Origin of the sequence: Corallibacter vietnamensis (assembly GCF_039537875.1) — a bacterium.
In the GTDB taxonomy this organism is placed as follows: domain Bacteria; phylum Bacteroidota; class Bacteroidia; order Flavobacteriales; family Flavobacteriaceae; genus Corallibacter; species Corallibacter vietnamensis.
This window is the reverse complement of sequence record NZ_BAABBI010000002.1, coordinates 201675-215915: the sequence shown is the minus strand read 5'-3', so window position 1 is coordinate 215915 and position 14241 is coordinate 201675. Positions and strand designations below refer to the sequence as shown.

14 protein-coding genes are annotated in these 14241 nt (G+C 30.9%); 4 read left to right on the top strand and 10 right to left on the bottom strand.

Features of this window, described 5'->3' with window-relative positions; all coding sequences use genetic code 11:
• Positions 1 to 12: 12 nt before the first annotated feature.
• The 3 genes from ABD690_RS09425 (at position 13) to ABD690_RS09415 (ending at position 2089) form a co-directional block, all read left to right on the top strand.
• Positions 13 to 645: a YceI family protein gene (locus ABD690_RS09425; RefSeq protein ID WP_344729783.1), complete on the top strand. Its 633-nt coding sequence runs from the start codon at positions 13 to 15 to the stop codon at positions 643 to 645.
• A 106-nt stretch (positions 646 to 751) separates the two neighbouring features.
• A complete protein-coding gene (locus ABD690_RS09420; protein WP_344729781.1) occupies positions 752 to 1285 on the top strand; it encodes an RNA polymerase sigma factor in 534 nt (177 codons plus the stop codon).
• Positions 1286 to 2089, top strand: a complete 804-nt coding sequence (locus ABD690_RS09415; protein WP_344729779.1) for an anti-sigma factor — start codon at positions 1286 to 1288, stop codon at positions 2087 to 2089. It begins immediately after the preceding gene.
• Positions 2090 to 2498: 409 nt separating this feature from the next.
• Here ABD690_RS09415 and ABD690_RS09410 read toward each other — a convergent pair whose 3' ends face one another.
• The 4 genes from ABD690_RS09410 to ABD690_RS09395 all read right to left on the bottom strand — a co-directional run bounded on the left by ABD690_RS09410 (position 2499) and on the right by ABD690_RS09395 (position 7445).
• Positions 2499 to 4733, bottom strand: a complete 2235-nt coding sequence (locus ABD690_RS09410) for a TonB-dependent receptor (protein WP_344729778.1) — start codon at positions 4731 to 4733, stop codon at positions 2499 to 2501.
• Positions 4734 to 4772: 39 nt separating this feature from the next.
• Positions 4773 to 6071: a tetratricopeptide repeat protein gene (locus ABD690_RS09405; RefSeq protein ID WP_344729777.1), complete on the bottom strand. Its 1299-nt coding sequence runs from the start codon at positions 6069 to 6071 to the stop codon at positions 4773 to 4775.
• A 131-nt stretch (positions 6072 to 6202) separates the two neighbouring features.
• Complete coding sequence (locus ABD690_RS09400) at positions 6203 to 6772, bottom strand: DUF4331 family protein (RefSeq protein WP_344729775.1); 570 nt, start codon at positions 6770 to 6772, stop codon at positions 6203 to 6205.
• 25 nt (positions 6773 to 6797) lie between these two features.
• Positions 6798 to 7445 (bottom strand): DUF4331 family protein, encoded by a 648-nt coding sequence (locus ABD690_RS09395; protein ID WP_344729773.1) that lies wholly within the window; start codon positions 7443 to 7445, stop codon positions 6798 to 6800.
• A gap of 155 nt (positions 7446 to 7600) precedes the next feature.
• Here ABD690_RS09395 and ABD690_RS09390 point away from each other — a divergent pair, with 155 nt between their 5' ends.
• A complete protein-coding gene (locus ABD690_RS09390) occupies positions 7601 to 8779 on the top strand; it encodes an LETM1-related biofilm-associated protein (protein ID WP_344729771.1) in 1179 nt (392 codons plus the stop codon).
• Here the strand turns inward: ABD690_RS09390 and ABD690_RS09385 are convergent, their stop codons facing one another.
• The 6 genes from ABD690_RS09385 to ABD690_RS09360 all read right to left on the bottom strand — a co-directional run bounded on the left by ABD690_RS09385 (position 8780) and on the right by ABD690_RS09360 (position 14195).
• Entirely contained in the window at positions 8780 to 9538 is a 759-nt protein-coding gene (locus tag ABD690_RS09385) for a LytR/AlgR family response regulator transcription factor (RefSeq protein WP_344729769.1), read from the bottom strand.
• Positions 9539 to 9648: 110 nt separating this feature from the next.
• Positions 9649 to 9972 carry a 2TM domain-containing protein gene (locus tag ABD690_RS09380; protein WP_344729767.1) on the bottom strand — a complete coding sequence of 108 codons (324 nt, stop codon included), beginning with the start codon at positions 9970 to 9972 and terminating at the stop codon, positions 9649 to 9651.
• Positions 9963 to 11297: a 2TM domain-containing protein gene (locus ABD690_RS09375; protein WP_344729765.1), complete on the bottom strand. Its 1335-nt coding sequence runs from the start codon at positions 11295 to 11297 to the stop codon at positions 9963 to 9965. The genes ABD690_RS09380 and ABD690_RS09375 overlap by 10 nt, the downstream gene beginning before the upstream one ends.
• Before the next feature lie 163 nt (positions 11298 to 11460).
• Positions 11461 to 11700: a DUF3820 family protein gene (locus ABD690_RS09370; RefSeq protein WP_344729763.1), complete on the bottom strand. Its 240-nt coding sequence runs from the start codon at positions 11698 to 11700 to the stop codon at positions 11461 to 11463.
• Between the two features lie 5 nt (positions 11701 to 11705).
• Positions 11706 to 12245 carry a DUF922 domain-containing protein gene (locus ABD690_RS09365; protein WP_344729761.1) on the bottom strand — a complete coding sequence of 180 codons (540 nt, stop codon included), beginning with the start codon at positions 12243 to 12245 and terminating at the stop codon, positions 11706 to 11708.
• 27 nt (positions 12246 to 12272) lie between these two features.
• On the bottom strand, positions 12273 to 14195 hold the full coding sequence (locus ABD690_RS09360; RefSeq protein WP_344729759.1) for a PBP1 and LysM peptidoglycan-binding domain-containing protein: 1923 nt from the start codon (positions 14193 to 14195) through the stop codon (positions 12273 to 12275).
• Positions 14196 to 14241: the final 46 nt, after the last annotated feature.

Here is a 14241-nt window from a genome sequence, read left to right as displayed (position 1 = left end):
ATATCATTTAATATGAAAAAACTAGTATTATTAGCATGTATAACAGCTATTAGCATTGTAACTTCTTGTAAAAACGATAAAAAAGAAACTAAAGAAGTTGAAAAACAAGAATTACCTGTAACTGAAAAATTTGTTGTAAAACCTGAAGCAACATCTATAGGTTGGACTGCTTACAAAACAACAGATAAAGTTGGTGTTGCTGGTGAGTTCACAACTGTAGATTTTGATGAAAAATCTGGAAGTACACCACAAGAAGCTTTAAACAATTTAACGTTTTCAATTCCAATTAGTAGTTTATTTACAAATGACCCAACAAACACCAGAGACACTAAAATTACGCAAACTTTTTTTGGGTCTATGATTGACCCTGATTTTATAAAAGGCACCATAAAATATACGAATAATACATGCACTGCATTATTAACAATGAATGGCGTAACTAATGAGTTACCTCTTGAGGTATCTATAACAGATGAAAGACGTGTTAAGCTATCTGGTACTATGAATTTAAAAGACTGGAATGCTCTTGAGGCATTAGAAGCCTTGAATAAAGTGTGCTTTGATTTACACAAAGGAGCCGATGGCATTAGTAAAACATGGGAAGATGTAAGTATTGAAGTTAGTACTTTTTTGAGAAAAAATTAATTTTTTAAATTACTTGCTTTACAAATTTTTATTATTAGCCACTTATTAAAGTGGCTTTTTTTATTGGGTAATATTCACTATTTTTCATAAGAACAAAAACTAACCAATGCAATTAGAAGAATTAGTAATCAAATTTCAGGAGAAAGACGAAAAAGCCTTTGAAACATTATACAATATGTATAGTCAAAGCCTACACGGTGTTATATATAACATAGTAAGAGATAACGCCATTGCTGAAGAAGTTATGCAAGACGTATTCATTAAAGCATGGAATAACTCAAGTTCTTATTCTGCCAAAAAAGGACGTTTTTTTACTTGGATTTTAAATATATCAAGAAACGCAGCAATAGATAAAACACGCTCTAAAAGCTTTAAAAACAAAAAGAAAAACCTTGATGCCGAATTTTTCGTAGATATTTTAGAGACCAACGAAAACCTTAACCAAAAAACCAATGCCATTGGTATTAAAAAATTTGTAGGTAAGCTCGCAAAAAAATGTAAAGACGTTATAGAACTTCTTTATTTTAAAGGATACACTCAAAAAGAAGCTTCTGAAAAATTAGAGATGCCCATTGGCACTATAAAAACGCGAAATAGAAATTGCATAAACGAGTTAAGAAATATACTTCAAGTAAAATAAATGGATACAAAAGAATATATAGAATCTGGAATATTAGAGCTATATGTAGCTGGAACACTTTCTGAAAAAGAATATGAAGACGTTTACAATGTGTTGTTGAAACATCCTGATGTACTAGATGAAGTTTTAAAAATTGAAGCGGCTGTTATATCATTAACTGCGGCTGTTTCACCACACAATACACAACATATATTTAAAGCAGTAAAAGAGCAACTAGGTTTAGATAACAATAGACAAGTAATTACCATGAACAAACCTAAATCTAACTGGTTTAAATACAGCGGTTGGGCTGCTGCTATTATACTTGCTGGTGGGTTATTATGGACAACAAATCAAAACAATACATTAAAATCTGACATACAAACTGTTGAAACAGATAAGGAACTTTTAGAAATACAACTTGAAAAGGTTGACACCGAATTATCTGATGCCAAACAATTGATTACTGTTTTAAGAGACAAAGATATTATTGCTATTCCGCTAGCAGGACAAACGGCATATCCTGAAGCTTACGCAAAAGCTTATTGGGATAAAAAAGGTGATGTTGTTTACTTTGATTTACAAGGATTACCAACACCACCTAATGGAAAAGTATATCAAATTTGGTCTCTTAAATTATCGCCATTAACTCCTACTAGTTTAGGTACTGTAGATAATTTTACTACAAACGAGTCAAAAATATTTACTATAAATAATGCAAATGAGTCTGAAGCCTTTGGTATTACTTTAGAACCTGCAGGAGGAAGTCAATCTCCTACTCTAGAGCAACTATATACTTTAGGTGCGGTTTCAACATCTTCATAAAAGACGTCATTATTCTTAAAAAATTAAAAACCTCTAAAAAAATTAGAGGTTTTTTTGTGACTTATAGTGTTTTGCTGTGTCTTAATTTATGAAGCCCAAGCTATTAAGTTCAATCAAAAAGAATCATTATGTCTACATTAACCTACTTAATCGTAATACAACTGTGTATTTTACTCTTACTTTTACTTTTAAATTTAAAAAGCTGGTTAGAGTACAAGGAAACAAAAAAATCTTACACAAAACTTCTAGATAGATTTTCAGAAACAGAATATCCTCAACAATAAAAAAGCGCCTACTTAATAAAAAGTAGACGCTTAAACTAACAAAAAACTCCTAACCAACCTCTTAAAAATTATTCATTAATAATCTTTAAAGTTATCTGCTAGTTTTAAAAATTCTCTTTTTCATATTAGAATTTATAGGTAACATTTCCTTTTATAAAAAAAGGCGTTCCTGGTGTAAAGTGTATTTCCTCAACAGGATCAACTTCGTTTTGTAATCGTGATTCTGTTGCAAACTGTGTCTCATTCCAGTCTACATCAAATAAATTTTCTATAGCAACACCTAGCGTTAGGTTGTTATTAAATGTATAATTCACATTAAAGTCTGTTACAAAATAGCCCTCTGCAACTATAGAGTTGTCTTCATTTGCTGGTCTATCATCAATAAATCGATATCTTAAACCTCCTGAAAAATTATAAAAATCGTTTATTGATAAACCTCCTGCTAATGTAAAATCTGGAGCTAATGGTATGTAATTTTCTCCACTAGGGTCATCAACACTTCTAGCATGAGTTAGCGTAGCATCTGTATCAAAATACAACCAATCATTAAACTGATAACGCAATCCTAAATCAAGACCATAACGCTCGGTTTTTCCGCTAGGTTCTACAATGCCTGCATCACCTACATAAACAAACTCTTGTTCTAAAAACAAATACCAAACAGCTGTATTAAACACCATTTTTGGGAAAGGTTTCCAGATAGCTCCCAAATCTGAACCATAGGCTTTTGGCAATATATCACGACCTTGTTGTTGAACAACTACACGTGTATCATTAGAGTGAAACCCTATTCCTGTTTTTAGGAACCATTGTAAGTTTTCATTTTGATTATAAAAGAAATTTAGTTTGGGACTTAAAGCTGTTTTTGTTTCGTCTAGTGTTGAGTATTCAGTAGCTAGAGCGTCATTATACATAAATTTGAAATAATCTAAACGCAATGCTGGTGCTATTGTAAAGTCTCCTATTTCAAAAGCTGCATTAATAAATGCAAACATATTAGTTTGATTTACATCGCCTAATTGAATGTTTTCTAAAGTTTCTTTTCTATTTAAAGTATGAGATAGTTCTATGTCATTTACATCATCGTGTCTTAACCCAACGCCCGAAGTATATGTTGCTTCTACACTTCCTAATTGTTTGTTTTTTGTTATTTGTAAATCAAAACCGTAAATATCTCTATCTTCTTTTTGCTTAATTTGATCACCGTTAACAGGATCTTCTAAAAAGAATGTAAAGTTTGAATAAAGCTCAAATTTATATTTAGAGTAATAAGCACTAGCTTTTAACTTGGTATCATCATTTAATACACTAAAATAATTTACATTAAAGTTTGATCTTGACGTGTTTCCACCTTCGGTATCATCAATAGCTCCAAAGCGTGTAATACTACCATTATCTACTGCTCTTTGTGGAATTTGCCCAGATGCATCCCAACGACTTTTAAAGTGTGTAAGTGTAAATGATAGTTTGTCGTCGCCTTTTAAATAGGTGGTATATTTTCCTATAAGGTTTAGTCTATCAAAGTTTTGAGGTGATTCGTATGGTCCGTCAGTTGCTAAATATTCTACACCTACGTAAGCATTTTGAGAGTTTACATTATCTAATAAATTGATTAATGCTAGTGTTCTTAATGAATTAAACTGTCCGTAATCAAAACTTACTAGACTGTTTTTTATGTTGTCTTTTATTTTGAAATCAACATAACCAGCCGTAGCAAAATCGCCTTTGTTTGCATAATATGGTCCTTTTCCAAAATCTATATTATCAATAGTTTCAGGTATTAAAAAATGTAAATCACTATAACCTTGACCATGTGCATGAGATACCATATTTACAGGCATTCCGTCAACAGATAAATTAATATCTGTTCCATGATCTATATCAAATCCTCTTAAAAATATTTGTTCGGCTTTTCCGCCACCTGCATGCTGACCAATTATTAAACCAGGTACTTTACGTAAAATTTCTTGAGAAGAATTTACAGGATCTGATTGCAAATCTAACTTTGCAATGCTATGCATAGCATTAATCTGTTCAGTAAGTACTAACTCATCTAATGAAATTAATTTACTTTTTAATGTAGCCACAAAATTAGAATCAAAATTGTTTTGTGATAATATTAATGTGGTGTCCTTATAGCCTAAAAGACCTATTTCTAAAGAATCTCCAACATGTGTTTTATCTATAATAAATTGTCCGTTTACTTGAGAGTGCGCATGAGACGATGTTGTTTTATTATAGATGTATGCGTTTTCTACAGGCTGATTATTCTCATCAACTACTTTTCCTTTCAGGTTTTGAGATTGCGTTACTTGCATTACAAGTAGCATAATAAATGGTAATAAGTGTTTTGGTTTCATAAAATATTGGTTAGGTTAAATATTTAGTCACGTTATGTATTAAATAGACAAAACTTCTTTTGTTTTTACTGGTCCAAGTTCAAAAGTACTTTTTAACAAATCTTTTTTAATTTCCTCTGCTTTAGACACTTGACCATTTGCTTTATAAATCTCGGCTAAATGACACATAACTGCTGGTTCAAAAGTATGACCAACGACATAATCTTGCATAATTTCTAACGCTTTTTTAACATCTCCTTTTTTATAATATGTCCATGCTAATAAATCATAAGATTGTGCTGTAGGTCTATTATCAACTTCCTTTTTTGCTAGTAAAAAGGCTTTATCTATAGTACTTAAATCTTCTGCAAGCAATTCTACATTGTAGGCATTATACATATCACCATAATTTTCATTTTTGGTTAAAGCCTTATATGCGTTTGTGTAAGCTTCTTTGGCCTTTTTATCTCCTATATGCTGTGCTATTTCAGCTTTAAATAAATGGTAATCTGGTGAACTATGCGTTTTTGAAATTTCGTTAAGTATACGAAGTGCTTCCTCTGGATTATTCTCATATGAATATACTATCCAAGCAATACCTTTTTTGGCATAAGCATCATCTGGATTAAGTTCTAGAGCTTTCAAATAATGATTATAAGATTTTTCAATCTCTCCTGCATGGCCATAAAAATCAGCTATATTAGTATATGTCCACTGTATTAATCCTTTTACTTTTGATGACTCTGCAATGACTTTTGCCTGTTCCATATACTTTATTGCTGCATCTAAATTTCCTTGATGGTCACTCCATTTTGATAATCTAATCAAGTAATCAAAATCACGTAGGTTTTTTATGGCATCAAGATTTTTTTTGGCTTCAGCTACATTTCCTAATTCTAGATTTACATCAAAAAGCATTTTTTGAGTGCCTTTTAAGTTTTCTCCATTTATTTCAGCTTTCTTTAATAGTGACAACGCATCTTTAAATTTATGCTGTGAAATATAATTTCTTGCTAAAGCTCTTAAATAGCTTGCATTATTATACTTTGTTATTTCATTAACACGTATTAAATTTTGTTCGGCTTTTATTAAATAATCAATATTTCCTGTAACTGAAAATAATTGAGATTGAGACGCTGCAATTTTTGCAATAAATGGATATTGGGTTGGATTGTTGTCTAAATCTTTCTTCCAAAATTCATAATTATTCATTGCCTTCTTCAGCGCCTCGCTCTCTCCCTCAGTATTAAAATATGAGTTATAATCTAATGTGTTTGCTATTGTTTTTGGCTTGTTATTACAGCTTGTTATAAAAACTACTAAAACAAGCATCAGTAGTATGTTGTATTGAGTTTTCATAGGGTAATTTGTTTTGTTTATAGGTTAATGTTAGGTATTGGGCTATTTTAAATAAATCGTAGGTCGATGATTGTAATTTTGATAATTAAGTATCAAAGTAAGTATTAGCCTTACTTTGATACTTAATTATATTACCATGGTGTTGCTAAATATGGAAATGAGGTCAAAAAAGGCTTATCGTTAGCATCTACATTATCATTAGATAGTGTCGGATTTTCAGTAAAATCTTCGCCACCAAAAATTAAAAGTAGTTCTACAGTAATCACGTCATCTGCTAGTGCGCGTCCTGTTAATACATTAGTTCCATCGTAAAAAGTTGTTGTTCCATCTAGAGACACATTTAATACATCTGTAGCTAATAATCCAGTAAAAGTTGCTGCGTCTAATCCTAGTGCATTTTGATCTCCAGGGTTTGCATAAGCTGGACTTAATGCTTCTAAATTTGTTTGAAACATACTTTGAAATGCTGCATTCTGATCAGAAGGAACGGTTGTATTAAACATATCTTTACTTGCTGAACTTACAAATACGGTATTTACTGCTGGTCTTCCCATTTGGTCTTGTTGTACATAAGTTCCAGAAAAATCTGGGTTTTGCATGCCTCCATTACCTGTTATTGGTGTAAAATCATCATCATTTGAACAGTTTAATGACACGAATGATACAAGTATCATAACTGCTATGTAGTTTATTGTTTTCATAGTTATAGTCTTTATAGTATTTGTATTATTTTCTTTTAGTTTCTACCCAAGTGTTTATAGTTCCTGATCCGCCAACCATAGATTTTGGTACTTCTACGACAATAGACATCACGTTGGTTCCTGCAAATGTGTCACTTCCTGGATCATTAAAACCAGTAGCATTTCCTGCTATAATTTCTCCGTATTGGGCAAAATCCATAAAAAACGGATCATCTCTTGGTCCTGCAAAAAATTTCATCCCGCCATTTTCCTCGATATTTGCAGAAGATCCATAAGGTGTAATTGCTACACTAGATTGTGTTGCAGATGTTAAAATGGTACTATTTAAACCTGTTGCATTTGGTGATGCTGGACCAAAAAAGTACATAGTTCCATCTCTTGGAATGGCTTGGATAACTAAATTTTCAACATTATCACCATCAGTATCAATGTTAAATTCTACTAGCACGTTTTCATCAAAAACAGCATCGCCTGTATCTGTAGGACTTAATAAACCTTGCACATTGGCAGCAAACACAATATTGTCTGTGTCTTCAGCCTGAAATGCATAAAAATCTGTAATATCACTTGTACCACCAGAAACTGCTGGTGCGTCAATGTGGTCTGCTGCAATCATAAAGAAACCGCCAATTGCTATAATCCCGATTCCTAGAATTATTTTTAATTTTTTCATAATAATGATGTTTTTGTTAATTAATTTTTTTTTGCTTTCACACATACCTACGAGAAAACTTATAAAGCGGTTTTGTTAAAATTTTGTTAATGAAAAATATTCTGACGTTTTAGATTTAAAATTTATCTTTACAGCTCCTTAATCAAAAGACACCTATGAATCCATCAGCAAATGGCTGGATAAAAAAACTCCTTAAACTTCTTGAGGAAAATCCTTTATGGAATCATGACACTACTAACAATTTTTACAAAGCCTTGAGAGATAGCGGTTTTGTTTACGGTAGTAATATAAGTGTAGTAAATAATTATTTAGAAAGTACTGATTATACTGAAGAAGAAATATGTAAAGTAAACTTTTTGCTAGCTTTTCATTTTATATATAAAGAGCACTGTACTACAGATGATAATTTTGTTGAGAGTATTATAAATTTTTACACTGAAATAAACGCGCATAAACCCTCTGTTTTTTCAGAGTTGCTTGGTGAGAAAAAAAACACTGCTTTATTAGAAAAAATAATTCACAAACGCATACAAATAGACCATAACCTAATAGATAGAAGTTTTAATTACTTTATAACCAACGCACTTTTATTTACTGATATATTGGCCTACAATGTGTTTTTAAAAAAGCATACCATTTCTGAAAGATTTATACAACACCTTGAAGCTGTCATTGAAACAATAGTTATTGAGGTGCTAAACTCTAAATCTAAAAAAACAAAGTATGACGAGAGTTTAATAGACCTTGTTGAACAATCAAAACGTTACCAAACCAATGTCAGTATCTCGTTTGATGAAGCTTTAACATCTATAAACACAAATTTAGAAACCTACTACATTCTTGACATTGCGTGTATGGCAACTTGGGGCGACTTAAAAATTGATGATAACGAAGAAACCATATTAAAACAGCTAGGTGAAAAGCTTAAGGTAAAAAACACACGTGTTGAAAATTCTATGGCTGCAATTCAACATTTTTATAGCTTACATAAAGATAAAATAGCCTTATTGAGTTCAAAAAATATTGTAAAAACGTTTTATTCTAACTCTAGCCAAATGGTAAGCAAACTTATTTCTAGAAATAGCAAACGTTTACAAAAAGAGCTTAGAGAAAGTAAAGAGCTTATGATATTACTTACACAGTCTACTGTAAGAGATTTAAATGATGATGAACAAAAGAAAGTTCAAGATCAATTGCTAGATATTTTTAAATCAATTCCTAGTTTGGCTATTTTTATGCTTCCTGGTGGTGCTTTACTTTTACCTCTGGTTGTTAAGTTTATTCCTAAATTATTACCATCTTCTTTTGATGATAACCGTATTGAAGAGGATTAATTAATCTTCTAACCAGTTTTTAAAATCCTTTACGCGTTCTCTTGCTACAATAACTTCTTGATCTGAAAATGAGTGTAATTTAATTTGTAATCGAGAATTGGTATAACTTACCATATCTTTTATAGCATTGATATTTACATAAAATGCGCGATTTACTCTAAAAAACACATTTGGAGGCAACTCGTTTTCCATTTGCTCTAGTGTAAAATCAATGAGATAATTTCTACCATCTTTGGTATGCAAATAAGTACCTTTATTTTCACTAAACACACATTCTATATCATCTACAGCAATAAGTTTTAAATGCTGCCCTACTTTTACTGAAAATCGTTTTTTGTATTCTCTTTCAATAGGATTTACTAATAGGTTTTTTATGTCGTCAAAATTTAAGGTAACAGCTTTTTGAGGATTAAAATTTGTTTTAAACTTATTTATAGCCTGAACCATTTCATCTTCATCAATAGGTTTTAAAAGATAGTCTATACTATTTAGTTTAAAAGCCTGTAATGCATACTCATCATAAGCTGTAGTAAAAATTATGGATGACTTTATTTTTACAGTTTCAAAAATCTCAAAAGATAATCCGTCGCTTAATTGAATATCTAAAAAAATTAAATCTGGATGTTCATTATCTTGAAACCAAGCTACGGCTTCTTCAACAGAGTGCAACATGGTTTGAGCTTGAATATGTAATTTTTCTAACATACGCTGTAAGCGTCTTGCTGATGGTTTTTCGTCTTCTATAATTATGACTTTCATACTGTTGATTAGTGTTTTTTTGGTTTTTATTGCGTTAGCGATTGTAGCTAGCTACCGTGTAGCGCGAAAAGCGCGACCCTGATTTTTTTTTCAGGGTAACGCCCAAAATATTATTCCCACTGGTTATTATTTTTCTCCATAAGTTCTCTTATTTTTCGCTCTTCCCATTTGGCTCCAAAAATAAAATTGGGTAAAAACACCGATAATGCATGTACAAAAAGTCCGAAGCCCCAAAAGGTGAGTGTTACAAAATTTTTGAACTGAAAATAACTTTCGTTTGGTTGTAAATTTTGAATATTTATAAACATAATCATTAAGTTAATGACTATAAAAACTAATAAGTGTGAGTAAAACCCTTTTATTCTTTTTACTTGTTTTGTAGCACGATATACGCGGTCTTGTTCTATAAAATTTGGTTTCATAATTATTGCCATTTACTTTGTTGTTGTTCTTTTTCTAGAATTTCTTGAATTTTACGTTCTTCCCAATTTTTTGCATATCCAAATACGCCAAAAGCATGAAAAATAAGGCCCATACCCCAACCTAACATAGGGAACCAAAACCATTGAAAATCCCAGTAAGTTTTATAGTTTATGAAAATAATGAAAGGGATAACCACACAGTATGATAACAGGTTGCCATAAAACCCTTTGATCTCCTGCACGTGTTTTTTTGCTTTGTTATAAGCTGCTTGCTTATCTGAAATTTGATAATTTGTTTCCATAATTGAAATTTGTTTGGTAAGCATTGGTATTGCTACTACAAAACGTTCTGCTTGTTGATTGATGATTACTTTTTTATTGGTTAATAATTGATATCGCTGCATAATATTACTCAAACCTACTCCACTACTCTTTTTGACGATTTGTTTAGGTTGTAGATTATTTTCTACGACAAGATTGCCTTGATTTTCATAAATTTTGATGTGTAATGGTTTTGTGGCAGTTACCATATTATGTTTTACTGCGTTTTCTAGAAGCAACTGTAATGATAATGGTACAACTTTACTATCTGGGTTTGATGCTTGTTCTGGTATGTTAAACACAATACTATCTTCAAAACGCATTTTTAATAAAGACATATAGGTTTTTGCAAACTTTAGTTCTTCATCTACTGCTACTAAATCTTTATTTTTTTGCTCCAAAACATAACGATATACTTTTGATAATGCTGTGGTAAATTTTTGTGCACTATCTGGGTTTTCTTCTATAAGACTTGTAAGTACATTTAAACTATTAAATAAAAAATGTGGATCTAATTGATTTTTTAGCGCATCAAACTTGGCACTTGCGGTTCCTGCAATTACCTTTTGCTCCTTTATTTTGTTTTGTTGATACCTGTTATAAAAGTAAACAAAGTGAAAAATGACAACTATTGAGAGTGTTATCCAAAGCCCGAATGTATAGTTTCTCCAAGATTCATGAGCTATGAAGTCACTAAAATTGTAGCCTTCGTAATATAAAGCGGTAAGTGTTCTGAGTATAAAAAGCCCTAATAACGTAATAATTACAGAACCAACAATACCTACAAGTATACGTATTACTCTTTGATTTTTTTTCCAATTTATTCGTTCTAAAAGTTGAAAATAATACATATTAGAATATCCTAACAAGAACGCATAACCTTGATAAAACATAAAGTCTATGAGCAAATCATTTACAGAGTCAAAATGAAATTTGTCATACATAACGTTTCCTATTAAGAAAACAACTGTACCAATGACAAAAACAATAATGATATTTTTAAAATGTCTGCTCATATGCTATATGTGTTATAGTTAATAAAGTTAAAATTATTTACATAACTTATAGAAATTAAAACTGTTCGTTTTTTTTGATGGTACAAATATGCTCACTTCTTTTTGGGTTTTAAAAAGATGTATACCGAACTGTTATTTTTTTAAGATGAGCTGTTGAAATGCTTTATTTCTCTTGAGGAAAGTTATTTCGTATGTTTCGCACTAGTTCTTCTAAACCATTTACTTTAAGCTCATAAACCGTTTGGAGCATATCGCCTAGAGCACCTTTTGGGAAACCTTTACTATGATACCAAACAACATAATACTCTGGTAAATCTATTAGATATCGGTCTTTATATTTACCATAAGGCATTTTGGTATGTGCTAATTTTATTAAAAAGTCTTTGTTGGGTTGTAAATTCATTATGGCTAGTGTGAATAAGGTTTTAGCCTATTTAACTCTTCGGCAATAAATAACTGCCACTTGTTTTGTAACGCTTTGTTTATTGAATAATTTGTTTCTGCATCATAGCGCTTTTGCATAGCTGCAAGGTCTTTATTTATACGTTTATGCAAAGTATTAAGTGATTCCTTAATTGTGTTAGACACTTTAAGTTCTGCTATTTTTTTTCTGAATTTACGTGCAAATAATTCGGTAATATTAAAGTGAAACTGTTCATGCGCCAAAACATTTTCATCAACCTGATTAGGTTTGTACCAAGATTTTTCTGGATAAAAATATGTCTTTACTGTTGTTGTAAATCCTTCTACAGACTGCCCTTTCATTTTTAATGAATAACCAAATGTTATTCCTGATGCTGTTGTAGCTACTGCTTCAGAATTTTCATCTATTGGACCTTTAAAATCGTTCCATGATAGCTTATAAGAACTACTCCAAGGAATTGTTACATCTTGTGCTTGTAGCCCTGATATAATAAGGCATATTGTATAAAATAGTATTTTTTTCACCTGTTTTAAGTCATCAAAAAACGTTGATTAATCTTCTATTTCAACGATTTTTAAGTCATTATATTTTACAAGGTAAACGGTGTTGTTATAATAACCACCAAACAGTTTCTTTTTGTAAGCAAATTTATTTTCTACATAGGAAGTTAAAGGCGTATCGTTTACAGATGTGTATAAATCTTCAGAAGAAGATAAACGTAAAACAACATCCATAGTTAAGTCAAAACCACGAACTGCCAGTTTATTTGGACTTACACCAAAACGATTTTCATAGTTTTTAGCAAAGCTATTGTTATCATCTTCATTATACATTTTTGAAATGGTAGGAAAATGAAACTGCAAGTTTGATAAATGATAGTTAGAAACTTCATCATCCTCAAAGGCATCATTCATATTTGTTGTTGCCAAAATAATTTTCACGTCATCAGTAATATAAGCATTTAGCTTACTAGTTACTGTTGATATAAACCCAGCATGACTCGTTTCTAAAAACACCACGTTTTTTCCTGGTTTTAATAAGTGTTTAATATCGTCATCTAATATATAGTGAGCATCTTTACCTTCTTTGTCTTTTCTTGAGTAAACCTGTGAAGCTGCGTAAAATTTACTTTTTAAATCGTTACTAACTTTGGTATTATCATGATCTGCAATTATGATGACTTTTGTAATTGTAGAATCTGACTCAACATAATTTACAATTTTTTCTGTTAAAAGATCTTCTGATGGCCTTGATTGAAACACATTTTCTGTAAGTGTTACGTTTTTTGTTATTGGTGAAATAACAGGAATGTTGTAACGTTTTAACTCGGTAGAAACTTTCTCAATATTATTAGGCATAAAAGGTCCTATAACAGCATTGACATTTTCAAAATCATTGTTTCTTAAAATACTTGAAATTTCACTTAATTGATTTTTTGTATCATATACATCTACCTTAAGAGAAACACCCATTTTTTTAAGTGAGTCTAAAGCTACTAACACTCCAGAATGAAAGTCTAATGACTTATTTAAAAAAGGATTGGTATTTATAAGCTTTTTGGTATCTAAAATAGAATCTGTATCAACCAAGTTTAGTTTAAAAGGAAGCATTACTGCTATATGCTTTGTATCAGAATTGGTAATACTTTGCGTTAAGTCTGAACTTGCTTCTGCTTCTGCTTCTTCTGATGACGCTGCCTGATATGGTACTTTTAGAATCATTCCTACTTTCAATCCTCCTTCTTTAAGTTCTGGATTTAAAGCTTCTAACTCTTCTTGTTCTAATCCTAATTTTAGTTTTAATCTAAAAAAACCTTCCCTAGGTAAAACTTTGTAATACGAATACCTATCGTCAATAGGCTTTTCGGCTTCTTTTTCTAAATTAGGCACTTGTATAACTTCACCTTCTTTTAGCACCTCATTCATGCCTGGGTTTATTGCTTCAAGCTCGGTAACCGTTATTCCATATTTATAAGCTATACGCCATTTTCCTTCTTTTGGTAAAACAGTATAATCTTTTGTTGTTGCCTTTGGCTCGTTTACAGTAAGCACTTTTTTATAAACAGGAATCTTTAGCTCATCGCCTTTTCTTAAATTATTGGCATACAAAAATGTATTATGCTTTTTTATGTCCTCTTGAGCAACATCATACATTTTTGATAAACTATATAACGTTTCCTTTCGTTTTACTTTGTGCTCTTTAAAACCAACTAACTCTTTCTCTATAACCGCTTGAGGTGCTTCAGTATTTGCTATTTTAGAATTTGGAATTATGAGTACATCATTACGTTTTAATCCGTTTTTTGCATCTGGATTTAATGTATAAATATCAAATGGTGTTACACTATAAATTTTAGCAATACTTTCAATGGTTTCTCCTTGTTTTATTTTGTGTGTCTTATAGTTTTGAGCTTGAGACGCTGTACCACAACTAAATATTAAAAAAAAGAAGATTAGATAAAGAAACTGTTTCATTTATACTGTGTTTTATTTATACAAGTAGCGTTTTATATACGCTATA